The sequence below is a fragment of the Patescibacteria group bacterium genome (genome assembly GCA_018897195.1).
GTDB lineage: Bacteria > Patescibacteriota > Patescibacteriia > Patescibacteriales > UBA12075 > JAHILH01.
In genome coordinates this window covers 29,874-56,659 of sequence record JAHILH010000001.1, presented here as the reverse complement: position 1 = coordinate 56,659, position 26,786 = coordinate 29,874, and the positions used below count along the sequence as shown (strand labels likewise).

Sequence of the window (26,786 nt, the reverse complement as noted above, 5' to 3'; positions counted from 1 at the left end):
CAAGATTATAATATCACTCCCTCGCCCCACCCCTCTCTCCTCCAAAGGCGGACAGGCCGGCGGGGCGAGGGAGAAATATAGTATGTACGAAGAAATAATTGAAAAATTTAATAACCTTGAAAAAGAACTCTCTGACCCAGAGATTGTTAATGATGGCAAAAAATTGAAGGAAGTTTCGATGGCGCACTCGGAAATGCGCGAGTTGGCGGAGATGGTGAAGAAATTGCACCGAACTGAGGATGCTATCATTCAGAACAAGGAAATGTTGTCCGATTCAAGCACTGATCCGGAGCTTTTGGAAATGGCGAAGATGGAAATGGAAGAATTGGAAAGCACTTTGGCCGAATTGCAAGAAGCAATCAAAATCGAATTGAAACCGAAAGATCCAAATGACAAGAAGAACGCCATCATGGAAATCCGCGCCGGCACTGGTGGTGATGAGTCTGCCCTCTTTGCGGCGCAACTTTTCAAAATGTATTCCCGCTACGCCGAGACCCACAAACTAAAAATGAAAATAATCAGCTCAAGTCAAAACGATATCGGTGGCTTCAAAGAAGTTATCCTAGAAATCACAGGCGCTAATGCTTATGCTACCTACAAATACGAGGGTGGCACTCACCGCGTCCAACGCGTTCCCGAGACCGAAAAACAAGGCCGTGTGCACACTTCAACCGTCACCGTGGCTGTTTTACCCGAGGCGGAAGAGATTGATTTGGTTATCAATGCCAACGACTTGCGCATCGATACCTTCTCCTCATCTGGACCAGGCGGACAATGCGTAAACACCACTGACTCCGCTGTGCGTATCACTCACCTTCCCACTAATCTGGTTGTTTCCTGCCAAGACGAAAAATCACAACATCAAAATAAAGACAAGGCGATGCAAATTTTGCGCTCTCGCATTTTGGCGAAATACGCCGACGAAAAACGCGACAAAGAAAACGCCGAACGCACCTCGATGATTGGCTCCGGCGACCGCAGTGAAAAAATCCGCACCTATAACTTCCCACAAGACCGCATCACTGATCACCGCATCAACGAGTCTTGGCATAATATCAATATTATCATGGAGGGAAAATTGGATGATATTTTTGCGGCAATTCAGAAGGCTGTGTAATCACATTCGTCATTCCCGCGAAGGCGGGAATCCAGGTCCCTCGCATAACGCTTTCAGACTAAGGAGAATTTAAATCACAGAGTATTTTTATTATCAATATTTATATCTAGATTAGTTTCTATAATTATTATCACACTCTCTGTGGCACCTGGATCCCCGCCTTCGCGGGGACGACAGAAAATATATGACCATTTTAGAATCCCTAAAATTCAACACTGAAAAACTAAAAGCTTTTTCTGCAACGCCTCGACTCGACACCGAAGCGTTGCTTTGTTTTGTTTTAGACAAAGAAAAAGAATTCCTTTTCACTTATCCGAAGACAAAATTGAATCTCTCGCAGAGCGGACGACTCAACAAAGCGATTAAACTCAGAATCAAGGGCGTGCCCATTGCGCACATTGTCGGACATAAAGAATTTTATGGCTATGATTTTTGTGTAAATGAAAATGTCTTAGTACCACGACCAGAGACGGAGATGATGATTGAGGAGGCTTTACAAAACACAACAAATAACAACATCACCTTGATTGATGTCGGTACTGGCTCCGGTTGCATTCCGATTACGATTGCTAATGAACTAAAAAAGAATGACAAGCTTACGGACACTATTCAAATCTTCGCCATCGACATCTCAAAAAAAGCATTATTTATTGCCAAAAAAAATGCCAACTTATACAAGTTGGACCACAAAATTAAATTCTTTGAAGGTAATCTTTTGGAACCGGTTTTGCCCATTTTTAACCAAGAAAATAGGAAAAAATACATAATTACCGCTAATCTCCCCTATCTTACCCCCGAACAGGTCGAAAATTCGCCTACAATACGGCAAGAACCGGTTTTGGCACTGGTAGCGGGCAATGACGGCTTACAATATTATCGTGAGCTGTTCGAGCAAATAGGGTCAATAAAGACTGGTGTTGAGTATGTGATTTTATGCGAGATTGATGCTAGTCAGAGTGAGGGTATTACGAAATTAATCAAAGAGAAATTAGGTGATGTTAAGATTGAGATCAAAAAAGATTTAGCGGGATTGGATAGATTAGTAATCATTCAAAGTAAGTAAAAAATACGAGTGCCAAATTATATCAAAATAACCAAGGGGGTTTGGGGGTGTGAACTAAACGCCCACATTAAAATAACAAAACCCTTGCTTGTGATAGTGCATTGAACACCCCCAAAAGTTTTGGTTACTTTTGCTTCCAAAAGTAACACAAGCGAGAGCGCGTAGCTTAAGACAATAAAAAATAAATACTAATTCAAAATCTGCTCAACCTTATAATAAGTCCGCACCACATTCACCCAAGTCAAACCGGCATTAAAAGCCACTTCATTATCATTCACAAAGAACCGCGTGCGGTCTTTTTTTGTTGGCTTTTTCCAGGTTCCCGAGTCACACTTTCCATCCTGACAAACAAGTGCCTTGCCGGTGCCGACAACGGTCATGTCGAGACGGCTCTTGTCATCAACTACATCAGCGCGCGTATATTGCACCGCCACGTTCTTCGCCGTGACCACAGTGCCGTCTTTGTCTTTATAGATTTCACCGCCGAGTGAGCGGACATAGTTATTATTTTCCGGATCATATTTCCATTCCACGATAAAATCCTTGATGCGATAATTAATCTTAATCGTGCTCGAAGTCGCCGGACGATTTTCTTTCAATTCATCATCTTTAAATTGCCAAGGTGTGAAATCGCCGACACTCAATTTTTTCGTTTCTAAATATTCGTTCAAGCTATTGCTTGAAATATAAACATTGTGCGGCTTCTTGCGCGTGGTGTCGCGCCAAAAATATTTGCCCTTGTAAAACTCGTTCATGTCATAAACGCCGTCATTGATTATTTTCGTCAGCGCATCTGGACTGCCACCAACATGAACATAAAGCGCCGATAAGCCCTCAGCCCAATCGACAAAGTATGGTCGCGCGCTACGAATCGGTCCGATCTCGTCAATCTTTTCACCGCTTGCAAAGACAACAAAATAACGCGTCACTCCCCCTTCCGCTTCCGCCTCGATAACCAGGTTTGCTTTCGCAATGCCTGATGCTGGGCGCGCGTCTTTGTGATTGTCAATCATCACGGCGACGGGATAATGATTATCCTCACCCTCGGCAACGTAAACGCCGTCGATGTTGCGACGGATTAGATTTTCTTTCGGCTGTTCGACACTTTCCGCCTCCGGGATATTCGACACCAACAAAGATTTCACCTCCTCCACTGGTGCTTCGACCTCATCGACTTTTTTGCCGAAAAAAAACCAGCCAGCAGTTAAGACTGACGCAATAACTATTGATATTAAAATGTAGAGTTTATTTTTGTTTGTCATATATTAAACTACCAAAGACGCGGAATCCAGGGCTCTTGCTCAAAGGTTCGATTCTGGGGCTCCGGATTGGTTCTGATTATGAAATCGTTAAAATTATTATTACTATCAAAGGCATTGCCAGAATAACGATCAACTCCACTATTCATAGATGCATAAGTGGAGTTCCATAAGGCTTTTCTTTCAGCAGAGCTGCCAGCCGGAATATTGACCAAAGGCTGACCCTCATAATCAGAGGCTGTGCCAAAACCAACTTTATCAACAACAGTTTGCCCCGCATCACTATAAAGAATAATCGTATTATTAGCCGCGATTGATTCATCGCTAACCGTATAAACTGCGTCAGCATTTCGCACGATTGCGCCATCTCGGGTTATTGTCATCTTATTCGAAATCAAGAAAAAACCTCGTTTTGGAATTCTGTAATTCGCACTACCGGAAAAAGACGATAACAAATTATACTCCGCACCACTTTTAGTTTTTCTTGTTAGACGGTAATTACTAATATCAACATCATACACATTTGGATTATGCAATTCAATGAATTCTTCTGTGCTGGAAGACTGTGAAGCAACTTGAATTTCACTTATAACAATATAGTTCGCGCGAGCATTAATTGCAGGCAGCGATGCCGGCGCGTTTACTGTCCAGACATAACTCGAACTAGCAATATTTAAAGCCCTATCAACTGCCTCAACACTTAAGACATGCTCACCCTCAGCCAAGCCTGAAAAATCAATATCCTCACCATCATAACCAAGTGTCAAATCTCTATTATCTAATTTGTAATTCCAAGTAACTGCTTTTTCGCCTGAATATTTTTCATTCACATAATCTTGTGAATCATCTACGCAATTTACATTAAAACTAGCCTCAGTCGCAATTGTGCTTGTCGCCGGAGCTTGATTAAAATTTATTTCTGGTCCTTCCCTATCTAATATAATACTCCCAAGGACATATCCTGGCAAGATGTTATCATTTTGTTTAATCCATAAATAAACATTTACTTGTTCAAAATCATTATCACTGATTGTAAAATTTTCCGGCTCTTCGGTTAACCACGCCGACTCTTCAGTTAAACCATCATCATATTCTGATAAATAATATTCCGCTCGACTAGAAATGCCGTCAATTCTTATGCCGACCGTCGTGCTTCCGGTAAAATCCTCACTACCAGTATCCAGTCCAAAAAGCGTTAGCACAACATTGTTAATATCAATTTCTGGATCAGTAGCTACTGCCACCTCATCACTTGTTGTTGCTACATCAGGCGTGCTAGTTTCCAACTCGTCGGTACTAGTTGCAATCTCATCGGTACTGGTAGCATCTTCTTCGCTAGTCGTCGCCTCCTCATCATTATTGTTAATGCCGTCATCTAAAATAATCACTACGTCCTCGACTACGACTGGATTGTCTGGCACCCCATTACTAAAAAAAACTTGCACACCCTTGGCAAGTTCTTGAATTTTTGGTTCTGTTTTATTTTCTTCAACTAATATCAAAACCGGATCTTTGACAATTTCAACTTCTTTAGCACAAACACCTGAATAAAGTCCGCGCTTATTAGCTATCGCCGCATTGGCCGCGTCCTGAATTATCTTTTTGCGCGTGGCGTCTGTCGTAACTGGACAGTTGATCCAACCAGCTTGGCAAAAAAATGCTTTCGCAAAGCCTTCATTGGCTAATTGACCGTTCACAAAGGTATTGCCGGCGTATGCATAGCGCAACAAACGTCCATAGGTGTCCTTGTCAGCACCAACATCGCCCACCAATCGCACTTGCCCCGACTGAATCAACTGCTCATTACGCACCTTGGCCGCCCAAGCCAGGCACTCATCGTCAGCTGAGCCAACGCCATTTAATTCGGGAGTATCAACGCCGATGTAGCGAACTTTTTCACCAGTCACGAGCTCAATGGTGTCGCCATCAATCACGCGCGCGACTTTAACTTCGTTGACGTTGCTATCTTTTGACTGAACTGCTTTATTCAAATCCTGAACTGTTGTGCTGATAATCTGAGCTGGCTTTTCTTCTTTTGCCGCTGAAACAAAAACACCTTTCACTTCGCCGGCAGCTACTGCCAATTTGTCGCCTACTGTTTTGCTGGTGTCGACTATTAGTTCGTTGCCAGCCCCGATAGTTTTGCCGGTCAAATTAGCCGCAGCTAAGATGGCGTTGAATTCGCCAACCACGGTTGGTCGCACCACCATATAGATATCTCCCCAAGTATACGCTGCGTCAGTGAACGTAACCGCCGGCTCGGTTACTTTTTTCAAGCCATAACTCAATTTCTGCAACAGACTCATATTGGCTAACTCCGCTGCTTTTTGGTCGTCTATTTTTTTGAATTCATTGGCGAAAAGTTCGATAACGCCAGCGCTGTAGCCGATGGCTTTTGGGGAGAGGATGGACCAGTAGGATTGGTTTACGCTGTAATCTATGGAATATTCATTACCGGATTTATAGGACTTCACCTTCACAATCTTATAACCATTAAAATAAACATAATCAGCATCCTTGTTATTAATATCCTTTTCAGACTTTATCACACCTCCAATAATTTTTTTGTCGCCACTAATTATAGTATCCTTACTATAAAAATTATCATAAGTATAGGTCGCCAAATTATCAAAAACTTGATTCAAATCACTGGCACTAATTTTAGAGACATTATTTGTGCTAATTTTGCCAAATTGCTGTGCCCAAGCCTCATAAACATCGCCTTCTCCGTGTCCATCATTGCGCACATGGGCGGGCACGCTCATATCCTGAATCAAGTGTAAAATATGCCCCACGCCTTGCCAAGCCCTGTCTTTGTTGCCTAGCTTGTAATTATTAAGGATTGCTTGATAACCATAATCACCGGTCGCGCTGGTTTGTTTTTGCGCCCACTCCTTGGCGGGCATTCCAGACCAAAAACCATCTTTTAGACCTTGGCTGGTCTTAGGGTTATAAAAATGGTTCAAATAGCGCGGGTCAGTGTCCTCCATGGCTGCACCATATTCAATCCACTTCATTTGTTCGACGCTTATCTTGTTAGGATTGGTGCTATTGTTGTATACATTCTCAGCGGCACGACTTAATTGGGGATGGGTATTGATGTTGTCATAGGAAAAAACAACACCAACTCCGAAGACGAATATTGTTATAAAAAATATCGCTACTCCTTTTAACATAAATTTAAATTAAACATCGGAAGATTCTATCAGTCGCCCCGACTCCTTCCAGAATGACAAGAATTATTTTTTTGTCATTCTGGAACGAAGCGTAAGCGTAGTGATAGAATCTTCAATTGTTTAAATTTTTTATTCAATCATATCCATCACATCAACCCATGATGGATTAACTTTGTTTATTAAGTCTATTTTCTTTTTTCGAAGTAAATTTTTAATCTGTTTTTCTCTAAATATCGCCTGTTTAACATCGCCCCAAATTTCATAATACACCATCTTGTTTATGTTATATTTTTCCGTGAAACTATTATCATAAACCTTGCTCTTGTGCTCCCAAGATCTTCTAATCATGCTATTGCTTACTCCTACATACAAAACTTCATTGTTTTTATTGGTTGAAATATATACGTAATATTTTCTTTCGCGCATATTTTAAACATCGGAAGATTCTATCAGTCGCATCCGCTCCTTCCAGAATGACATAATTTATATCTGGTCTATTTCCCAGTAGCCGTCTTTATTTTTTATAAATTCAACAGAATAAACCTTTTCATTTTCCCTGTAATAAAATGATGAAATATTTTCATAACTATCCTTTTCTGACTTAATAATTTTCTCAACCACAGGCAATGTCTTATAATTCTCCAACATCTTTTTATCCTTAAACACCTCCGCAAATTTCGCCCTCTTCTCCACTCTCACCAACCCCAAAGCCTTCTCTACATCATCATCCAATAATGCCTGGCGAAAGGCTGTGTAGACTTCTTCTGGTTTGTTCTTTGACTCCACCTTATAAACCTGCGGTGGGACGATTTTGTGGAAGTCTTCTTGGGTCATCCACTTCCCGTTCCACTTCACCATCTCCCCATTATCAATCTTCCGCTTGGTCCAGATTAGTAATAAAAAAAGCAGTACTACTACTGCTAACACAACATAGCCAAAAATTTTGGCAATTTTTTTCATATTTAGTTTTAACATAGGCTTAATTTAAGACTTATACACATATTATATCATGCGTAAAATCAGTGTCAAAAGAAATGTTAGTAATATATTTCAAAACAGTCCCGAGTACTCGGGACTGTTTTATTGTTTTTTTATTGAATCAAACTCCAATCAACACTCACCTCAGCATTGCCAGTATTATCATAATACTCTACTTTAATGTCATGATATCCTTCTGCTATCGGTCTATCGCGATAAATCGTTCTTACTCGCGCATTATCGAGCCAGGACTGGATAAAGTTTTCTTCGTCAAGATATACTTTTATGGCGTCGTCAAATGATGTCTTAAAGGTGTAGTCTCCGCCGGTAAAATAACACCTGCCTGTATATCTAACTGAGAATCTGTCGGTTTTTATCATTCCGTCCGGTGCTAGGGTGCTCCAATCTTTATTGATTGTACTTGCTGTTGTTGTTGAAAAAGGAGCGCCGAAGAGAGTTTTGTTGTCGAAATATTCAACTAGGAATTGACAAGCGGTTGAGGTTGCGATTGGTTCAGTTGTGGTTGCCACCTCATCACTACTTGTGGCGATATTATCAGTACTTGTGGCTATCACCTCTGGCAGGGTAACCACTGGTTGTTCCACCGGCTTTAAGACCTCCTCTGCCTTAATCATCTCGGCTGATTTTCTATCAACTATAACTTGGTTTAAATTTGCATTACTAATCCCCAAGCCAAATTTTCTCATTAACTCAAAGGCGTCGCTTGGGCGCCCAAGATAATACATTTTAAAATCAAGTGGATTAACATAATAAGCCTTGCCAAGATCTTCTACTTTTAATAAAAATCTGCCAGACAAGCCGACTGGGGCTACACCCTTAAAGGCGTCAAAGTCCTTATTGGATATTCCCAAGCCTTGGTTTCTCATAATTGCAAAAGCATCAGCTGGGCGACCAAGATAAAAACGGCTATCTGTTTGTGGGTTAATATACCAAGCTTCTCCGTGAGATTCTACCTGTAACAAGATCCTCCCCTTCAACTGAGTGGCAATATCAGCTTTAACGAAAAACACCGGCAATAAAAGTAAAATTGCAAAAATTAAATACTTTTTCATAAAATATAATTAAATTATTAAATATAGCTTAATTATAGCATAAAATTGGTTAATACAAAATTAAATATGTCATTCTGGAACGAAGCGTAGCGCAGAGATAGAATCTTCAATTGTTTTAAAAAAATTTGTTATTATAATTTACTTCGTCGTTTAAACATCGGAAGATTCTATCAGTCGCCCCGGCTCCTTCCAGAATGACGATATATAAAAATCAAAACTCCCCCCGGGCGAACCCGGGAGGAGTTTTTTAAACTCAGCTTCTCTAATTTAAACCGTGAGGTTAGAATTAGTTAGACAAAGTTGCGCCAATAACCTCAGAGATAGGCAATAATGAGTTAGCAGAACCAGCTGCAGTACCATCACCATCACCATCATATGTGAAGTCAGTTGTCAAATTAGCGATTGAAGTTTGCACATAGTCACTAGGTACAACACCAGTGATGGTACCAATAATAACTAAAGTAATTTCACCGTCAACTTGTGCATTATCTGATAACTTACCAGCTTCTGCAAGATTAATAGTAGCTATATGAGTAACACCATCAACAGCTACCGCAGTAGTCTTGTTAGTTGAAGCGCCGTCAATATATGCTTGAACCAAAGATACAGCAGCTGTGCCAGCAGAAACGGTTAGTTTCAACTGTTCTAACTGCGCTCTTAGGTCATCATTATTAATTCTATTTGCACCATTGTCAAATACCATCTTGTATTTACCAATTGTCTTACTAACACCACCTGTTAATGTACCATCTGTCATTGTGTTAACGATAGATGTCAAGATAGCGCCAGAGATTACAGCCATCTTTGAATCAACAGTTGAAGCTGTGTATTCATTAGCATCAACAGTTGCATCAGTATTTTCTACCAAAGTAAGAGCTTGACCTGAATCAGCGCCATCAGCCTCTACAGCTTTTGTCATGTCAATTTCAGGTGAAGTCAAGATAGCATTACTAGCTAGCGCGAAGATAACTGTGGTACCATGAGTTGCTGTACCTTCAGCATCGTTTTCTGCAGCGATTGACTTAGCTTGAACACCAACAAAGTATGAAACTGATGAATCAGCTGGAATTGTTAATGTCAAGTTAGTGAATACTGCATGACCAGTAGCAGTTACGCCTGTTGTTGCAATAATTGCACCAGCACTGTTATAAAGATTAACAGCTTTGATGTCACCGCTTGTAGCTGTACCAGTTTGAGCCAAAACCAAAGTTTTAACTTTAATAGGTTCGTTAGCAGCAGTGAATTTAACTTCAGCAACATAAGCATCACCAGAAGTCTTTGTTGAACCAGCCAATAGGTAAACATCATTGTTTGCCTTTGAATCAACTGTTAACAATTCAGTCTTCAATGAACCAATAGTAGCTAATGTAACGTCTCTTGAACCAGTTAGAACTGGAACAGTAGCAGTAATAGTGTTGTTCAAATCATCTTTAGCAGTGATTGAACTAGCAGCAATAACGCCAACACTCCATTTAGAAGATGTAGCGAAGCTAGAAGCAAAAGTAGCTTTTACTTCAACTGGAACAGTTGTGCCTTTAGCAACAACTCTCTTAGCAGCATCCAATGATGAGAATGTAACATATCCACCATCAGCTACTGCTTCTGTAATACTATTAGAAATAGTCTTTACAAGAACATTGTTGATATATAGATCAAGTTTTGTGATATTGCTATCAGTAAATGATCCAGTACCAAGGTCGGTAGCATCATCAGCTACAACATTCAATTTAATGGATGAAATAGTGATTGGTGATACGTCACCAGCTTTAACGCTAGCGTTGTAGATAGTAACACCGGCAGCACCAGTTACAACTGTCTTGTCTGTCAAAGTTGAAGTTGTCCAAGACAATGTAGCATCCTTAACAGTTTGGTTTGCACCAGAAACTGAACTTGGAGTAATGTTTGTGATTGCAGAATCAGAAACGTCGCCTGTCAAAGACAAGGCAGTTCCTAATAATGAAACCGCGTAAACATCATTAAGATCAGCTGATGATGTGACATCAGCTCTAAGAGCAAATGTCTTAGTTACACCCTTCACAAAGCTAACTTCATCAGATGTTGTCAAGTTGTATGTGTTACCGCCTGTAACAGTAGATGTTAAGTCATAGATAGAACCTGTGCTTAAATCAACCAATTCAAAGGCGTTAAGATCATCGGCGTCAACATTTGTACCAGTAACAGTTAAACCTGTACCAATACCAGCCAAAGTTGCGTTTTCAGAATTTGATGTCATCTTGATTGTAGCAAGAACAACATTTATTGAATCCTTTCTAACGTCCTTAGCAGGAGTTGCTAATTTGTCCATGTCGATTGTGAAATCGCCAGCAGTCAAAGTAACCACAACACCACCATTAGCAGTCATAAGGGCTGTCAAGTCGCCACCATTAGATACAACTAAGTCATAACCGAAAGTTTTACCAACAACAGACATATCAGTTGCTTCTTTTAGGTAAAGACTAACAGTATCACCAGCGCTACCCATACCTAGGTCACCGTAAATTTCAACTGAAACTGATTGACCTTTGTCGATTTTATAGCTACCAGCGTTGAATGATGCATATCTATCAACCATGCTTACGCCTGTTTGAACATCTTCACCGTCGATTACCAATCTCATGTTAGAAACAATGCTATCTGAATTTGTTCCACCATTACGAAGTCTTAAGGTATTTACCAAAAGATCTTCTTCGGCAGCAGCATTAATATCAAATGCAGCTAAAAGAACATTGTCTTCGCCAAACTTATTTGATGTATCAATAGTTTCCAAACTTGTAGTTGAAATAACGTATGATCCCAAACTTGCGCTAACGCCTGACTTTGTACTACCAACAACTGGGAAAGAACCTGATACAGCCGCGCCGCCTGTCATAATGTCAGCAGCAGCAGTAATACCTACAGCATAGTTGCTGTTTGCACCTGTAGCCAAAGTAGCTTTTACAGTAATTGTTTTTGTTGTACCTGCAGCAACATTAATAGGTGTTGCGAAATTGAATACTGCGTTTCTATCAGAAGCGCTCAAAGTCTTTGATGTACCAATCTTTGCTCCGTTATCATAGAAAGAAACATTAGTGATATCATCAGCATTACCTAAGTTGAAAGCAGATAATTTGATGCTATTAACGTTTACAGCGCCATCATTTGAAGCAGTAAGGTTAAATGCAAAGAAATCAACAGATGCGCCAATAGGAGCATTGCCAGCTTCTGGAGTGTTTGAAGACAAAGCAACAGTCAATCCAGTTCCGCCAACAACTACATCAGCAACACCACCAGCAACAACGCTAGCGAACTCAGCAGATGTAACATCAGCACCAGATGCAGTAACAGCGTTAGTTGTTGTTACAACGTTTGCAAAGCTGAATCTGTTAGCTGTGAAAGCAGCTTCGTTAGCTACCTTTCTGTAAGCTGAACCGTCGAAGTAAAATACATCAGCGCCTGTACCTTTTACCAAAGTACCAGCTGGGAATGCAGTTGTAAGTTCAGTTGGGTTCTTGTCGTATGCTGATACAAACACTGTGTCTGAAATATCAACAACTCTTTTTGCCCAGTTAGCACCATAGATAGAGATAGCAACTGCTTCGCTAGGAATGTGCTTCATTTTTCCACCTGGTTCAACAGCGTAAACTCTTGGATCAGATTGAATTTTAACTAATTTTGTACCTGGTCTCATCACAACGTTACCACCCCAAGATAAAGCATTGAACTCATCTTGTGATACAACTGTTACTGATGAAAAATCAGAATACCATGAAAAATATGTTGTAGAATCAGGGAACACATTTTTCTTCATATCAGCACCAACGTAGTAGACAGCAGATGAACTGTTTGTCTTAATCAAATCACCAGCAGCAACAGATGTTGCAGCACCCGCGAAGGATACTGAGAACATGCTTGTTGAAAGCACAGTAACTGACATTACGCTGATAGCCAAAGCTTTACGTAATTTTTGCATAAATTGCATTAATGACTTATCAAATGTTTGCAAGCGCAATTGCCACAAACTATTTAAATAAGTCGAATAAAATTTTCATTCTCTTCTAATCTCTCTTGTCTTGTCTTAAATCTCTTTGGAATTTTTTCACAAAAACAGGCTGGAATCCCATTTTCAGTCCCGCACCTTTAATTACAAAAGTGCAAGAGCCAATGTTGACAGCATGAGGAAATTCACATTCACCCCGCGTCTTTGCTAAACAAAGGTGCGGGAAAGAAAAAACTTGGGCCCATTTTCATTTATTAACCCCAATTCAATTCTTAACAATACTCGATTAATTTTCGAAGAACTTTTATTTTGTCTTAGTATGCAGGAATCGCCGATTAAAATCGGTTACGACCTTTAGTAACTCCTGGAGCCGTAATAGTACGGATCATCTTTTTAACTATCGGGTGATAATTGAAAAATTGATCAATACTATTCTTCCATTTTGTCATGTCGAACGAAGTGAGACATCGCTTCGATTTAGCTATTATATTTCATACACAGTTATTATTTTCATACCAAGTCGAAGCGATTTCTCCGTTTCACTGCGAAATGACAAAGAAGACTATTTTTTCAACTCAGTAGTTGTTGCAGTCTCTTCAACGCCTTTTACTTCCCCGCTATCCACCGTTTTGTCGATAGCCTCATCAACCTTTTCTAGGGCTGACAAAGTCTGAGCCACATCGTCACTTTTTAAAGATTCTTTAGCCTGTGTCAATAAAGCCTTAGAGTCTTCTTCTTTTTTAACAACAACAACTTCTCTTTCCTTGGTAGAAATACCTGCATTTTCTTTGCCAAGATTAGCACTAAAAACCTCATCTTCCTCGTTTTTGGTTTGAGCTGTTTTTGTAGTACTAGCCTGTTCAACAGTTTCTATGTTCTTTTCTGTTACTTTTGCATTAATATTAGCATTTTTACTTATTTTTTGCAAGCCAGTTTTAGCAGCGCCCACCTCACTCTTAACATTATTTACCAAATCATCAACTGTTTTTTTAGTTTCAGCCTCATTTTGCTTATTATCAGCCAAAACTTGCTCAATTTCCTCAACCCTATTACCAGCAAAACCAATGCGTAATTGAACTTTTTCCTTTTCGCCAAAAGTTAGCGCCAATTGGGTTTTTTCACTAATTCTCTTGGCCACATACAAAGAATCACCAGGCTTGGTGCCCTTGGATGCTGTTGCACCAAACAAGCCACCGCCGAGTATAGAAACCAAAACAAGCCCAACCACCATTGCCGGTTGAGCGATAAGATCTACAAAATCACTAGAAAATTGTTGAAAATAAGCTGAAAACCCAAACGAAAAATCAGCCGGTTTAGCTTCGGCTGTATTATAAATTTGGGTAAGTAGAAGCTCACGATTCTTATTTTTGTAATCGTTGCCTGGTTTGATATTTTTAAGATTATTTAGTTGTGTGTTTAAATTTTTCATTAATGGGGATTACTTCATTAAATCTTTTAAAGCGTTTAAGGCACGATGTATCGTCACCCTAACATTACCAGCTTCTTTTTCCAAAATATCAGCAATCTCAGAAACAGATAATTCATTTACAAATCGAAGAATTAAAATTTCGCGATATTCGTCTTTTAACTCACCGATCTTTTCTATCACTTGTGCATAATCCATCTTGGTATCAATCTTGCTTTCCAGATCTTGACCTTCGTCTTTTATATCAAGATAATCGAAAGTATCGACTGCCTCCTCCATCTGCGTGCTCTTCTTGCGGTAATAATCAATTATGGTCGTTCTGGCTATTTTATAGAATAGCGCCCTCAAAGTCTTGTAATCAGAAATACTGTTATTTAAAATAAAATCCCAAGTCTTTAAAAAAACAGAGGAAGTTAAGTCTTCGGCAGTTTCTTTTTCGCCAACTTTGAAATATACAAACCGATAAATATCATCGAAATAGTAATCATATGCTTTCACAAAGGCATCCTTGTCTTTCTTTTCGAGTTTGCGAAATAAAATTTTGTCCTTAATGCCTGAATTCATTTTCTAAATAAAGATGCGTTTTTTATTGCGCATACTTATAATACGAATTAAAATCAAAAGTGTTACAGTTATCCCCTAAACAAAAAAGAGCCTTTTCAAAACTCCATTAACACCTCTTATAATATCATATTTCAAATTCGCAAGCAAGTTACATTCATCATTAAAAATCGTTGAAAAATAATGATTAATAGTTGTCATTATTCTAAATTTTTAGCATATAATCCTTAATTAAGGACAAAGTTGACTTATCGTCTTGATTTTTTCATAACTATATGCAAACATATTAAAAATATCATACTTAAGTCCAGGAAACCGTAGACTTTACTCCCAAAAAAATGACAAAGTGCGGCTATCAGAAAGACAGTATTTTTTGCAAATTACAAGTGTAAATATCAGACTTAAGTCTAGAGAACTCTGGACTTAAGTCACAAAAAAGCTAAATTATAGCGTCAAAACGTTAAAATTTGACAATTTCACAGACTTAAGTCTAGAGAACTCTGGACTTAAGTCGCTAATTTGATGACAAAAAACATTCTTGATACAATTTTAAGCGACGATGAACCAGTTAAAAAAACTAGTTTTGTCATAGACAAAAAAGTTGAACCGGAAATAAAAAAAGAAAACGTCGAAGAAATAAAAACTCCGAAGGTAGATTTTACTTTGCCAAAAACTGAAGAGTTATCAACACTCGAGCAAACTGCTCCAGTCGTGGTAGCCCCACCTATCAAGAGCAATCGAATTGGAAAAATTTACAAAAAACATAAACCAACGCAAACCGAAAAGACACGCACTTTGACGGAAGAAAAAGTCAGCAAAAAAAGAAAACGCGAAGATGAAACCAGTGTCGAAATATCACTCCCTTCAGAACCTCTCTGGCTCTCCGTTTCCGAGGCAGCCAAGATCGGCGGTGTCGAGCAAAAAACCATCCGTCGTGCCATCCAATCTGAAAAAGTAAAATTTAAAATCATCAATGATCGTTATCTTATCGAATTTTCGTCCATGGTCAAATATTTGTATTCCAATACGAAATTGAGAAATAAGTTTCTTAGTTTTGGCGTTGGACAATATATTGATCGATGGATATAGAATAACAAAAAGAGACTCATGCACAATACATGATTGGCATTAACTCCCTCTCCTTTGCAGGAGAGGGTCGGGGTGAGGTAGAACGGACGAAGAATATTAGATATGTGGTATTTTAACAATGTTCCCTCACCCCAGCCCTCTCCCGGCGGGGAGAGGGAGAATGCAATGGCAAACTTATTTATATTAATCAAGGCTATATCAAAAAACAACAAAAAAATTCCACCATTACGGTGGAATTTTTTTTGATATTATATTGAGTCCTAAAGTACTGCGTCTTTAGCTGCTTTTGCAACTCTGAATTTAACAACAGTCTTTGCAGGGATTTTGATTGTTTCGCCTGTAGCAGGGTTTCGTCCCATTCTAGCAGCGCGTTTCATTTTTACCAATTTGCCGATGCCATGAATTGAGAATTCACCGTTTTTCTTAACTTCTTTGTAAGCCAATTCGGTCAAGTTTTCAACCAAGCTAGTTACATCTTTTTTTGCTAAACCTGTAGTTTCAACTAAGGCTGCTAGCATTTGTGACTTTGTCATTTTTGCCATACTTTTTTTAATTTTAGCTCCCCTAAAAATAATAAAAATTAATAGTTGGGGATAAATTAATTAATTTCATTATTATTATACACCTTTTTTAAAATAATGCCAATAAAATCAAGGGATTTTGAAAGTTTAATATTTTTTACGGTTGATTTTGTTTAATATTAGCATCAACAACTCCCCCTCACCCCGACCCTCTCCCGCCGGGGCGAGGGAAAATATCAACCCTATTTATTCCTTTTAAAATAAGTTCTTAACAGCTCCATGCGTGGTGTATTATCATTTCTTTCATATTGATTAGCGTCATAATTAGACATTTCCGCGTCCCACATTGGCGAAGAACGAAAGACATGATAGGCCCAACTCCATTTATACTTCTCGCACAATTCAATAACGTCATGAATATAATTATTACCACTATCTCCCAGGGAGCGGACAGTGGAAAATTCACCCATCATTATCCTGACCTTGTACTTATTAGAAAAATTCATAATCGGTGCTAAATATTTTTCCATCCTGATCTCATCCCAAACCTCTCCCTCAATCAGCCCTGGATACATCGTAGGCTTATCCCCTATTTGATGAGTAAAGAAAAATGGCTCATACATATGAACATCGTAAAGCAAATTATTATCAACTGGTTTTTCCAGGTAGCTGATGCCATCAATTCGACGAATGCGTTTTTCCTCATTAGTTTCACCCTTGGGCATTATTTCTGGAGAAGAGATAATAATGGCGTGTTTTTGGTCAACGCTTCTAATTTCTTTAATAAGACGCCTAAGTAGACCATTATAGTCTGCGGGCGTGCCTACGGCGCCATTATTTGGCAAAAATGGCTCATTTAGTAGGCTATAGCCGGCAATCGCCTCGCCCTTGCCATGATACCTGAGGGCGATTTTTTTCCACAAGCCAACTAACAAGTCTTGATATTTATAATCCTGCCAAAAAGAATCATCATGGCGCATGTGCGTATCATTGGCAGTGCCCGGATAAGTATGCGGATCAATAATTATTTTTAAGCCATATTTTTCACCCCAAAAAACAACCTCATCTAAATATTGAAAGCTTTCCTCATTATAATTATACGGTGCTTGCTTAGAGATCAAAGGCGCAAAGGCAAAATTTATTCTGACCAAGTTCGCACCCGTTTTAGCCAAATCCTGAAAATCACCTTCGCTCAAACGAGCGTCAACATTGAACCCGCGCGAAATATCAGTACCGTTCTGCAAACCTGCAATGATATAGGCTAAGTTGCCAACCTCAATCAAATCAATATTAGCATCAGTAACACCTAGGCCAAGTTTTTGCATTAATTTATAAGAATCAGTCGGCGAGCCTAAAAAATACCGCTTATTATCTAGCGGATTCACATACCAGGCCTCACCCCGACTCTCAACTTGCAATAAAATTCGTCCCGCTAGACGCTTGGCAAGGTTCGTATCACCGCTACTGGCATCACTTTTGGCAATTCGATTCAAGTCAGTATTTTTCACCCCCAGGCCAAAGTTGCGCATAATCGCAAACGCATCTGCCGGCTGCCCCATATAAAATCTTTTTTTCAAAACAGGATCAACATACCAGGCCTCACCACTACGCTCAGTCTGAATCAAAATACGTCCAGACAACCTAGTTCCCAGGTCGCCAGCATGGACTCGCAGAGTTGGCAAAAGAAGAATAATTAATGAGAGAAATATAATTTTGATTTTCATATTTATATTTTATACTTATTTGGCAAAAAAATAAATAGAGTCATTGTGACTCTATTTAAAAATATATATAAAAAAGATTAAAACTAGATTAAACTTTATTTACTTTGAATATTTATCCACTTCGCAGATTTCCATAAAATTAGCCGCAATTTTCTTATCAGGATCGCCAGCTAAGTAAATAATCAAATCATTTTTCTTTAACTTACCCTTGGCTACTAATTTTTTCAACAAAGCTCTAATATACTCCTCATGATTTCTATCTTTGGGCGCGTAATGCGCATTCAGGCCGTAAGACAAGGACATCTCGCGCACGATGCGTCGATCAGAGGTTTTGACAAATACCGGAATACGAGAACGTAATGATGAAATTAATTCAGATGAAAAACCAGTCTCGTCGCCGATAATGATTTCCTTAATATCCAATTGTCTCGCCGTCTCAACAGCGGCCTTCACCAAGTGACATGTAACTGTCTTTTTAATATTAGTTAAAGGTAAAACAGAGTATTGATCAGCAAAAGCTTCAGTTTTTTTAATGATTTTACTCATAATCTTGACAGTCTCAATCGGAAATTCACCAAAGGCTGTTTCACCGGAAAGCATCACGGCATCCGTACCATCTAAAACCGCATTCGCCACATCGCTCACCTCAGCACGGGTTGGACGTGGACTCTTGATCATTGAGTGCATTACCTGTGTTGCCACGATTACCGGTTTTCTTGCTAAAATACATTGTTTAATAATTTTCTTTTGAATCAAGGGTAATTCTTCAGCCGGCATCTCAATACCCAAGTCGCCACGTGCCACCATAATCCCATGAGAAACTTCAAGAATTTCATCCAAATTATCAACCCCTTCTGCATTTTCAATCTTGGAAATTATCTTCGCTCGACTCTTGGACTTGTCCAAAACTGCCTGCACGTCCAAAACGTCTTGTTTGCTACGAACAAAAGAATGCGCCACAAAATCAATATCATTTTTTACGACAAAATCTAAGTAGTCACGGTCTTTTACGTTCAAAGATGGCAAATTAAATTTTACACTTGGCACGTTAACTGTTTTATATGACTTGATAATGCCTCGATTTAAAGCCTTACAAATTGCCTTGTCTTTAGTTTTCTTTACTACTACTAATTCCAATTCACCATCGTCAATCAAAACACTAGTGCCCACACTGACTTTTTTCACAAAATCTGGATAATTAACATACAACAAATCTTTTGTCGAAACATCTTCCCGCTTACCACCCTTCAAGGCCACCTCAGCCCCATTTTCAATTTCAATCGCAGCGGCCGCAAAACTTGTTCGCAATTCCGGCCCTTTTAAATCAATCATAATTGCAATCCGGTCTGAAACCTTACGGATATTTTTGATCACACGCACCGTATCATCAATATTCTGATGAGCGGTATTTAGACGAAAAACATTCACCCCTTCGTCATATAACTCTTGAATAAAATCCACATCACATCTCATATCTGAGATTGTAGCCACGATTTTTGTTTGTTTTTTTTGCATAAAATTATATTATTTTTTACTAAATAAAGCAGAAAAACAGGCAACTTGGCCTGTTTTTCATTTGGTCATTTTAAGATTGTAACAGATTTTAGAATAAAATCAAGAGGTTTTTATACACTTACTTCTTTAAGGGGTTGTAACCATTGTCAACCTCAATTCCATCAATATAACCATCTCCATCACTATCTTTGTTATTAACATCCGTGCCCAAAATCTTTTCTCGATCATCAGTCAAAAGATCACCATCACTATCTTTACCACGACTAGCTCCGGAATATGTAATAGCCTGCATTGTATTCCACTCATCAGTAGTTGTTGGATTTTTACCAAAAATACTTTTAAAAGTCTTAATGCCGTTCTTTTCGCTATTCATATTTCGATTTTCTGCCTTTTGTCGAAGACCATAGGCCATCACCGTAACCGCTGCATTATCATTAGCATTACCCATATTGGCAATTCTTTTATAAATTTTTATAAATTGCCCTCTAGCCCTTTTTTCCGCATTGCTGTTTTTGAAACTTGGCCAGCGGCCATTAGCAATCTTAATAAGATCAGTTAATTCATCGTCAACTTCTGGCAATCTAACAAAGGCGCTCTTATATGAACTAACTACTGCCGCCCTTTCACCTTCGCCCAGTTTTTGAGTATTAAGATCTACTCCATAAGCAATAAAGTCATTTATCGCCATCTCCATCTTGTTTAATGTTTTTTGTTCCCTGTCTATTAGTTTATCCAAATATTTTGTTTTAACATTCTGCTCCTTAACCAAATTACGTACTTGTTTAGTTTCTGCAAGAAATTTATCAGTAAGATTGCCAATAGCGACATTGTCGCCATTATTCAATACTGCATCCATGTCAATGACTGTATTATCTCCCGTCACAATACTTGTAGCAGTTATTTTTATCTCCTTACTAAATACATTATTGGCGTCATTGGCTTCTCTGATCGCTTCACCATCGTCAACCATAGAATTAAAAACAATGTCTGAATTGAAAACAGCGTCTTTTATCTCATAATACACTGCCTCGGATTCATTACCCGACACCGTTGGTCCGCAAACTGAAAATACTTTAGCTGTAAGATCGTTACCCTGTGAATCTATAATAGTGGTAGCTGATACAATCTGCAATATATTGGTATACAAACAGGTTTGAGGCACAACCTCCACTTCCTTAGTGCCAGTATTACCAATTATCACCCGAATTTCTCCTGTAAATTTTTGTCCTTTTACTGGATTATTTGGATAAAAATAAATATCATTAATTATTAAATCCATATCTCGAACATCATAACCAATCCTCTGTATAGCATTTTGAATAACATCTCCACCGTCCAAGGGACTGCAACTCACCCTATAATAATAATCCGTGGACTCTTTTAAATCTTTTAAATTTACAATATATTGATACTTTGTTGTAATATTTTCTTTTGTTAATTCAACCGCAGTAGTAGTAGCCTTAATACCATCCCTCAGATCAAACTTGATACCATAATCAATAAAACAATTATTTTCAACATTTGTATACCAAGAAATTGATGCTGTACGATCGGTTTTTATATAATTATCGCCCGTTGTTATTATTAGCTCGTCTGCTGCTTTTAACCCTGCAAAAGGAGATAAGAGCATGGCAAATAAAATCATGATTGTGATTGTATTTTTTTTATTCATAGATTTTTTATCAACCAGAAAAGTAAAAACGAAACTGATTGAATTAATTATTTTTTGAGATTGATTTACTATAAAAATATTATAGCACAATTTTACAAAAAAATAAAACCGACCCATTAATCAGGTCGGCTAAACATTCTCATATGGTGCTTATTTTTACTCACTACGCAAAGCATCAACTGGATCAAGGCGACTGGCCTTGAAGGCAGGAACGAAGCCGAAGAAGACACCAACGAAAACGGAAAAGGAGAAACCAATAAGCGGGCCCTGCAGTGTGTAAGCAATCGTAATTAAGCCAGAGCGATTAATTAAATAGAGTGCGCCGGTGCCGAGAATGATGCCGAGCAGGCCACCAATCATTGACAAGACTACCGACTCTAAAAGAAATTGACTTAAGATATCAGATTGTTTACCCCCAATGGCTTTAGCAATGCCAATTTCTTTAGTCCGTTCGGCCACAGTCACAAACATCACGTTCATAATCCCAATCCCGGATACCAACAAAGTAATGGCAGCAATCACCATTAAAAAAGTAGTCATCAACTTGGCTGACTCTTGGGCAGTGGCCACCATACTACCAGCATCACGAACGCTAAAATCATCAGGGACACCAGCTTTCAATTTGTGTTCCTCGCGCAAAACAGCCGTCACACTCTCTGTTGCCGCCGCAACATTAGCCACATCGTCAACGGTTGCGTTCATCATAATCTGAGCGCGATCACCCACGATACTAGATTCAGCCGTAGTATAAGGGGTAAAAATCGATTCATCGGGACTTACCGGACCAATGCTAGAGCCAATTTTTGCCAACACACCAATGACTTCATAGCTCTTGCCTTTAATTGTCACGCTCTGTCCAACTGGATTACCGCCCTCTGGAAAAAGGGTGGCAATACTAGCATCTCCCAAAACAACAACCTTGGCCCGACTAGTCACTTCGGCGTCATCAAAAAAACGACCAGAGGCAATTTTATATTTAGAAACATCAAAATAGTTCTGATCTATGCCCATGACAGAAAAATTACCTGTCTCCTTGCCGATAGAAACAGTGGCATTACTGCGCACCAAAACGGTCACATTGCTAATATGTTCAGCCTTATCCTTGATAATCGGACCGTCAGACGCGGTAAATTTTGAGCTAGCGGCCGCTCCTCGTTGCTGGCTCGACATAATCAATAATGAATTGGCACTCAAACCCTGAAACTGTTTATTCACCGTTGCCTCCACGCCCTTGCCCACCCCAAAAACGGCAATAACCGTAGATACACCAATAATAATACCCAGCATCGACAACACCGTTCTTGTTTTATTAGATAATAATGACTCGAAGGCCATTTTGATTATTTCTAGGTTCATATTTTAATTTTTAGTAATTGCTCACGACCACTCCCTCACCCCAACCCTCTCCCGGCGGGGAGAGGGAGAATAAATTATTAATATTTTGATTGTAATTTGTAATTATTATCTACAACCATACCGTCGCGCATGTAGATTATTCTATCCGCGAATTTAGCCACCTCAGAAGTATGCGTCACCATAATAATTGTTTTGCCTTTGGCTTTTAAGTCGGTAAAAATTTTCATAATCTCCAAGCCAGATTTGGAATCAAGGGCGCCGGTTGGTTCATCAGCGAGAATAATATCAGGCTCATTTATTAAGGCACGACAAATAGAGACACGTTGTTGTTGACCACCAGACAATTCACTAGGCTTATGACCAGCGCGGTCATCAATGCCAACACTTTTCATCAACTCCAAGGCTCGCTCTTCTCTGTCACGCTTGTCCATACCGGAATACAAAGCTGGCAAGGAAATATTTTTCAAGGCCGTCAGTCTTGATAAGAGATTAAACTGCTGAAAAATAAAACCCATTTTCTTGTTGCGAATAAAAGCTAAGGTAAAATCATCACGAACAACGCCAATATCTTCACCTTCAAGCGAATATTCACCGCTCGACAAGGGATGTAAACAGCCCAAAATATTCAAGAGCGTGGTCTTGCCACCACCGGACTCGCCCATGATGGCCACAAATTCACCTTGTTCAATATCCAAATCAACCCCCTTTAAAACAGGAATTTCTTCACCATTGGCTAAATAATAGGATTTTTTAGCGTCTTTTAATTTTATTGCAGAGTTATTCATTATTATTTTACTCATTTATTATTCCCTCTCCTTGCCAGGAGAGGGTTAGGGTGAGGTAGTTTTCGGGGCGAGGGAGCTTAAACACCTCGTCACTTATAATATTCCTAATAAACTAATTTGTCTCCCGCTTTTAGGCCGGAAATAATTTCTACATTAATTCCATCGGTAAAACCAGTTACCACTGGTGCCCAAGTACCATCTGGAAGTTCGACTGAGGGCTTGTTGTTAACGTTGCGAACGGCGGTTACGGGCACAATAAGAATGTCATTCTTTTCAGCGGTGACAAAATCAACTTGCGCAGTCATACCTTCTCTAATCTTGGTTTCACCATTATTATTCACCACTACTCGCACCACATAGGTAACAATTCCATTATTGTCAGTCGCTGAAGTCAAAGAAACAAAAGCAACTTCACCCTCTAGACGTAAGCTATCAAGCGCTTCAAAGGTCGCATAGGCTTTTTGACCATTTTTAATTTTATTGATATCCGCCTGTTCAATCTTAACCTCAACAAATAGTGTATCATTATTAATAATTGAAGCTACTGGCTTATTATCACTCTTGATAATAAAATCACCTTTTTTATAATTCAAAAGCGACACTTCGCCGTCAATCGGTGAAATCAATATCGCCTGCTCCATGGCATATTTAGCCTTGTCAACACTGATTGCCGCCGAGGTCACCTGTGAGCGCGCCGAAGCAAGGTCAATATCACGCACCGGTGTAATCAATTCATTGTAACTGATTTGTGCTTGTTGCAAAGAAGTTTCTCTTGATTTGATACCGGCTTCTGCGCTCGCAATATCCTTTTCAGCTTGCTTCTTTGTATTATCAAGGTCAGCTACGGCTTTATCATAAGCCATCTGGTAATTTTTCAAAGTATTTTCCGCAGAATCAAAACTATTCTTCGAAGTAGTAATCGATTGCATGCTATTGGTAATGCTCGACAATTCACTCACGGCCGTCGAACGATTAGAGCTAATCGTGCTTTTGAAGCTATCCAACTCTGATTGCGTGAAACTTGAAGACGTAATAGTCGCATCCAACATTTTTTGCATCGAATAAAGATGCTTTTCCATCTCGTTCAAGGTAGTTTTAGTTTTAGACACGACAGAATCGATTGATGCTTGGTTGCTAGCCGAATTCAAGACTAAGACAACTGGTTCTAAATCATTTTTTAAATTACTTACCTGATAATAACTGTTCTTAGCACTAATCAAAGTATTAGAATCCTTAACCCCCAAAAGATTTTCAAAATCATCATTAACATAAGTATTGTCAACACCCAAAATATCATCTGAATCCTTTAAAACATTGCCTATCTTGATAACAGTTCCTTTTAGGGTATTCACCAAATCATCATAAGTATTCTTGATTATCAGACTATTGTCTACATTTTGATTTAAATTCAAACTATTCTGCGCAGTGGTGATGCTATTTTGTGCGGTTTCAATTTTTTGCGCTACTGTCATTTTAAGTTGATCTAGACTTATTTTTGACTGGTCTAGGCTTACCTTAGCTTGCTCAATCGATATTTTTGCCTTAGCAATTTCATCATCAGTCGGACCAACTTGTTTCAATTCAAGACCGGACAGAGCAGATTGATATGACACATAGGCGCTACGCAAACTAAACTCTAAATCATTAGATTTGACCGACGCGACCTTGTCACCCTTTTTTACTTTTTGCCCTTCTTTAACAAATACATCTTCTACCTCCAAGGTGTCGCCTGGCACAGAAAAAGACAAATCAACACCGTCCTCGGCTACCACCTTGCCATCGCTTTGAATCGCAATTTTTAAATTATCCTTCTTGACTATCCAATCTTTCTTGACCACTTCAGCCACAGTATTGTCTTTTTTCTTATTAACGTAATAATAGTAGGCACCACCGGCAATTGCCAAGATTAAAATAACGGAAATTATTTTTTTCTTCCCTCCTTGAAAAACACCATTGATGCCGCGCGCTTTACGACTTTCTTCTAAAATTGAGCTCATATTTATATATTTATATATTTAAATTATTACTTCACAACTTCCCCTCACCCCAACCCTCTCCCGCCGGGGCGAGGGAGAATAAAGTCTATCGAACAAACACAAACTCAGCCACACTTTGATCTTTCACATCTTGATTTAGCCAAATATTAAGCATTTTGTCTTGTTTTACATCAGCCAAGGTTGCCTCGTTCATTTTTGGAGGCGTGCCCGCATTTGCAGTAGCAGCAGCATCTGTTATTAACATCTTGATTCCAACCGGAATGATAATTTTCATTTCGCCCGTGCTTTGTTTTTTCATATTTTCTAACATCTGTGCTCGATCAACTGTTCCGCCAGACGCGCCTCGCATGCCACCAGACAATCCGGCGCCACTACCAGGAACACCAGTTGCTCCACTCAAATTCAGGGACCGCTTCTGTTCTGTGCTGGTAGCTGACCCTTGTCCACCATTCGGTCTTTCTATTTTTAAAATAGTTATCTCATTGCCAACGATTGATTTGACAATACCCATCGTGTCAGGCGCTCGGTCTGGCTGACCAAAATCAGGCATTCGCACGCCATCCGGACGTCGACCAGCACTGCTCGTTGTGGTATTTTTATCACCAACACTATTTACGTTATCCTGAGAATTACCGGTATTCTTTGAGCAAGCCGTAGTCAAAAAAACAACCGCTATTATCAAGCTTAAAAATATAAATGTCTTTTTCATAGATTTGAATTTTTTAAAATTACTCTAATATTATATAAAAATATTAATAAAATGTCTAGTAATCACTATTCGCCAAATATCATTTTCAATCTCTATACGCAATCAAAAATATTTTCTTTCGACATCTTATAAAGAGACGCTTAGAACGTATAAAATGCTTTTTTACCACAAAGAAAGAGGTCCAATTTCTTCCCCACGAAATTGGACCTCAATTTATTTTAATTATTTCCTCTGTTAAAATCACCCTTGTGCATTTGCAATTTTCCACCCGTCATATCACCTCTTTCAATTCCCAATTCTTTCATAATGTCGCCTGATTGTTTCATAAGCTTATGAGCTTCAACCAGTTTTGGAAAATTATCCTTATTGACCTTGGTCAAGATTGGTGAATCTTTTGGCACGACTTTTACCCATGCATCATAATCGCCCAAGTCTAAAGCGGCCTGAATAGCCAACCTGCTCGTTTCACGCTCAGTTTTTCGAGCGTCTCGCTTGACTTGCATTTCTTGACGTTGAGCGTCAGTTAGATTTTTACCAAACCCGAACATCGGTCTATGTCTTTGAACAGTGGTGCTTGTTGCACTAGAAGCAACGTCTTCAGCAGCCAGCGTCGTCATCGCCATGCCAGTTGCCGCCATTAAAACGACTACTGCCACGGAACCACTCATAATAATATTTGATTTTTTCATTTTTTTAATTAATCTATCATTTTGGAGCGAAGCTTAAGCCCATCAAGACTCCGCTCCTGGATGATAGAATCGTTATTAATAAATTTTACATACCTAGGTT

General features: G+C 39.1%; 21 protein-coding genes. 4 read left to right on the top strand and 17 right to left on the bottom strand.

The genetic code is table 11. From position 1 onward, the window contains the following. Positions 1-82 precede the first annotated feature (82 nt). Positions 83-1,117: a peptide chain release factor 1 gene (prfA, locus tag KKD45_00230; protein MBU4308931.1), complete on the top strand. Its 1,035-nt coding sequence runs from the start codon at positions 83-85 to the stop codon at positions 1,115-1,117. Between the two features lie 184 nt (positions 1,118-1,301). Beyond that, a complete protein-coding gene (gene prmC, locus KKD45_00225) occupies positions 1,302-2,180 on the top strand; it encodes a peptide chain release factor N(5)-glutamine methyltransferase (protein MBU4308930.1) in 879 nt (292 codons plus the stop codon). Positions 2,181-2,368: 188 nt separating this feature from the next. On the opposite strand, the gene KKD45_00220 is transcribed toward prmC, so the two are convergent. From KKD45_00220 to KKD45_00195, 6 genes are all read right to left on the bottom strand, one after another. Further along, positions 2,369-3,442 carry a DUF3048 domain-containing protein gene (locus KKD45_00220; protein MBU4308929.1) on the bottom strand — a complete coding sequence of 358 codons (1,074 nt, stop codon included), beginning with the start codon at positions 3,440-3,442 and terminating at the stop codon, positions 2,369-2,371. Positions 3,443-3,450: 8 nt separating this feature from the next. Beyond that, entirely contained in the window at positions 3,451-6,615 is a 3,165-nt protein-coding gene (locus KKD45_00215) for a lamin tail domain-containing protein (GenBank protein MBU4308928.1), read from the bottom strand. Between the two features lie 129 nt (positions 6,616-6,744). Continuing rightward, positions 6,745-7,041 (bottom strand): GIY-YIG nuclease family protein, encoded by a 297-nt coding sequence (locus KKD45_00210; protein ID MBU4308927.1) that lies wholly within the window; start codon positions 7,039-7,041, stop codon positions 6,745-6,747. A 57-nt stretch (positions 7,042-7,098) separates the two neighbouring features. Continuing rightward, on the bottom strand, positions 7,099-7,590 hold the full coding sequence (locus KKD45_00205; GenBank protein MBU4308926.1) for a hypothetical protein: 492 nt from the start codon (positions 7,588-7,590) through the stop codon (positions 7,099-7,101). 116 nt (positions 7,591-7,706) lie between these two features. Further along, positions 7,707-8,666 carry a hypothetical protein gene (locus tag KKD45_00200; GenBank protein MBU4308925.1) on the bottom strand — a complete coding sequence of 320 codons (960 nt, stop codon included), beginning with the start codon at positions 8,664-8,666 and terminating at the stop codon, positions 7,707-7,709. 286 nt (positions 8,667-8,952) lie between these two features. Beyond that, positions 8,953-11,535: a hypothetical protein gene (locus KKD45_00195; protein ID MBU4308924.1), complete on the bottom strand. Its 2,583-nt coding sequence runs from the start codon at positions 11,533-11,535 to the stop codon at positions 8,953-8,955. 199 nt (positions 11,536-11,734) lie between these two features. Here KKD45_00195 and KKD45_00190 point away from each other — a divergent pair, with 199 nt between their 5' ends. Continuing rightward, positions 11,735-12,067: a hypothetical protein gene (locus KKD45_00190; GenBank protein ID MBU4308923.1), complete on the top strand. Its 333-nt coding sequence runs from the start codon at positions 11,735-11,737 to the stop codon at positions 12,065-12,067. A 1,137-nt stretch (positions 12,068-13,204) separates the two neighbouring features. On the opposite strand, the gene KKD45_00185 is transcribed toward KKD45_00190, so the two are convergent. Then, a complete protein-coding gene (locus tag KKD45_00185; protein MBU4308922.1) occupies positions 13,205-14,071 on the bottom strand; it encodes a hypothetical protein in 867 nt (288 codons plus the stop codon). Positions 14,072-14,080: 9 nt separating this feature from the next. Continuing rightward, positions 14,081-14,632, bottom strand: a complete 552-nt coding sequence (locus KKD45_00180; protein ID MBU4308921.1) for an RNA polymerase sigma factor — start codon at positions 14,630-14,632, stop codon at positions 14,081-14,083. 519 nt (positions 14,633-15,151) lie between these two features. Between KKD45_00180 and KKD45_00175 the strand changes: the two genes are divergently transcribed. After that, positions 15,152-15,718: a helix-turn-helix domain-containing protein gene (locus tag KKD45_00175; protein ID MBU4308920.1), complete on the top strand. Its 567-nt coding sequence runs from the start codon at positions 15,152-15,154 to the stop codon at positions 15,716-15,718. Between the two features lie 260 nt (positions 15,719-15,978). On the opposite strand, the gene KKD45_00170 is transcribed toward KKD45_00175, so the two are convergent. From KKD45_00170 to KKD45_00130, 9 genes are all read right to left on the bottom strand, one after another. After that, positions 15,979-16,260, bottom strand: coding sequence for an HU family DNA-binding protein (locus tag KKD45_00170; protein MBU4308919.1), 282 nt, complete (start codon positions 16,258-16,260; stop codon positions 15,979-15,981). A 221-nt stretch (positions 16,261-16,481) separates the two neighbouring features. Continuing rightward, positions 16,482-17,963, bottom strand: a complete 1,482-nt coding sequence (locus KKD45_00165; protein ID MBU4308918.1) for a glycoside hydrolase family 5 protein — start codon at positions 17,961-17,963, stop codon at positions 16,482-16,484. A 99-nt stretch (positions 17,964-18,062) separates the two neighbouring features. Further along, on the bottom strand, positions 18,063-19,478 hold the full coding sequence (gene pyk, locus KKD45_00160) for a pyruvate kinase (protein ID MBU4308917.1): 1,416 nt from the start codon (positions 19,476-19,478) through the stop codon (positions 18,063-18,065). A 118-nt stretch (positions 19,479-19,596) separates the two neighbouring features. Further along, a complete protein-coding gene (locus KKD45_00155) occupies positions 19,597-21,150 on the bottom strand; it encodes a fibronectin type III domain-containing protein (GenBank protein ID MBU4308916.1) in 1,554 nt (517 codons plus the stop codon). A 156-nt stretch (positions 21,151-21,306) separates the two neighbouring features. Further along, the gene (locus KKD45_00150; GenBank protein MBU4308915.1) at positions 21,307-22,506 is read right to left on the bottom strand and encodes an ABC transporter permease; all 1,200 of its coding nucleotides are present in this window, start codon (positions 22,504-22,506) and stop codon (positions 21,307-21,309) included. 77 nt (positions 22,507-22,583) lie between these two features. Then, the gene (locus tag KKD45_00145; protein ID MBU4308914.1) at positions 22,584-23,291 is read right to left on the bottom strand and encodes an ABC transporter ATP-binding protein; all 708 of its coding nucleotides are present in this window, start codon (positions 23,289-23,291) and stop codon (positions 22,584-22,586) included. A 104-nt stretch (positions 23,292-23,395) separates the two neighbouring features. Further along, positions 23,396-25,288 carry an efflux RND transporter periplasmic adaptor subunit gene (locus tag KKD45_00140; protein ID MBU4308913.1) on the bottom strand — a complete coding sequence of 631 codons (1,893 nt, stop codon included), beginning with the start codon at positions 25,286-25,288 and terminating at the stop codon, positions 23,396-23,398. An 85-nt stretch (positions 25,289-25,373) separates the two neighbouring features. After that, entirely contained in the window at positions 25,374-25,997 is a 624-nt protein-coding gene (locus tag KKD45_00135) for a hypothetical protein (GenBank protein MBU4308912.1), read from the bottom strand. 218 nt (positions 25,998-26,215) lie between these two features. Continuing rightward, positions 26,216-26,686 (bottom strand): hypothetical protein, encoded by a 471-nt coding sequence (locus KKD45_00130; GenBank protein MBU4308911.1) that lies wholly within the window; start codon positions 26,684-26,686, stop codon positions 26,216-26,218. Positions 26,687-26,786 lie beyond the last annotated feature (100 nt).

Bases quoted from the DNA above. Each gene is read 5' to 3' on its own strand.
- KKD45_00175 (MBU4308920.1), top strand. From the start codon at position 15,152: ATGACAAAAAACATTCTTGATACAATTTTAAGCGACGATGAACCAGTT.
- KKD45_00140 (MBU4308913.1), bottom strand. From the start codon at position 25,288: ATGAGCTCAATTTTAGAAGAAAGTCGTAAAGCGCGCGGCATCAATGGT.
- KKD45_00205 (MBU4308926.1), bottom strand. From the start codon at position 7,590: ATGTTAAAACTAAATATGAAAAAAATTGCCAAAATTTTTGGCTATGTT.
- KKD45_00135 (MBU4308912.1), bottom strand. From the start codon at position 25,997: ATGAAAAAGACATTTATATTTTTAAGCTTGATAATAGCGGTTGTTTTT.
- KKD45_00170 (MBU4308919.1), bottom strand. From the start codon at position 16,260: ATGGCAAAAATGACAAAGTCACAAATGCTAGCAGCCTTAGTTGAAACT.
- KKD45_00150 (MBU4308915.1), bottom strand. From the start codon at position 22,506: ATGAACCTAGAAATAATCAAAATGGCCTTCGAGTCATTATTATCTAAT.
- prmC (MBU4308930.1), top strand. From the start codon at position 1,302: ATGACCATTTTAGAATCCCTAAAATTCAACACTGAAAAACTAAAAGCT.
- KKD45_00215 (MBU4308928.1), bottom strand. From the start codon at position 6,615: ATGTTAAAAGGAGTAGCGATATTTTTTATAACAATATTCGTCTTCGGA.
- pyk (MBU4308917.1), bottom strand. From the start codon at position 19,478: ATGCAAAAAAAACAAACAAAAATCGTGGCTACAATCTCAGATATGAGA.
- KKD45_00200 (MBU4308925.1), bottom strand. From the start codon at position 8,666: ATGAAAAAGTATTTAATTTTTGCAATTTTACTTTTATTGCCGGTGTTT.
- KKD45_00145 (MBU4308914.1), bottom strand. From the start codon at position 23,291: ATGAATAACTCTGCAATAAAATTAAAAGACGCTAAAAAATCCTATTAT.
- KKD45_00220 (MBU4308929.1), bottom strand. From the start codon at position 3,442: ATGACAAACAAAAATAAACTCTACATTTTAATATCAATAGTTATTGCG.
- KKD45_00180 (MBU4308921.1), bottom strand. From the start codon at position 14,632: ATGAATTCAGGCATTAAGGACAAAATTTTATTTCGCAAACTCGAAAAG.
- KKD45_00165 (MBU4308918.1), bottom strand. From the start codon at position 17,963: ATGAAAATCAAAATTATATTTCTCTCATTAATTATTCTTCTTTTGCCA.
- KKD45_00195 (MBU4308924.1), bottom strand. From the start codon at position 11,535: ATGACAGGCGGCGCGGCTGTATCAGGTTCTTTCCCAGTTGTTGGTAGT.
- prfA (MBU4308931.1), top strand. From the start codon at position 83: ATGTACGAAGAAATAATTGAAAAATTTAATAACCTTGAAAAAGAACTC.
- KKD45_00210 (MBU4308927.1), bottom strand. From the start codon at position 7,041: ATGCGCGAAAGAAAATATTACGTATATATTTCAACCAATAAAAACAAT.
- KKD45_00185 (MBU4308922.1), bottom strand. From the start codon at position 14,071: ATGAAAAATTTAAACACACAACTAAATAATCTTAAAAATATCAAACCA.
- KKD45_00155 (MBU4308916.1), bottom strand. From the start codon at position 21,150: ATGAATAAAAAAAATACAATCACAATCATGATTTTATTTGCCATGCTC.
- KKD45_00130 (MBU4308911.1), bottom strand. From the start codon at position 26,686: ATGAAAAAATCAAATATTATTATGAGTGGTTCCGTGGCAGTAGTCGTT.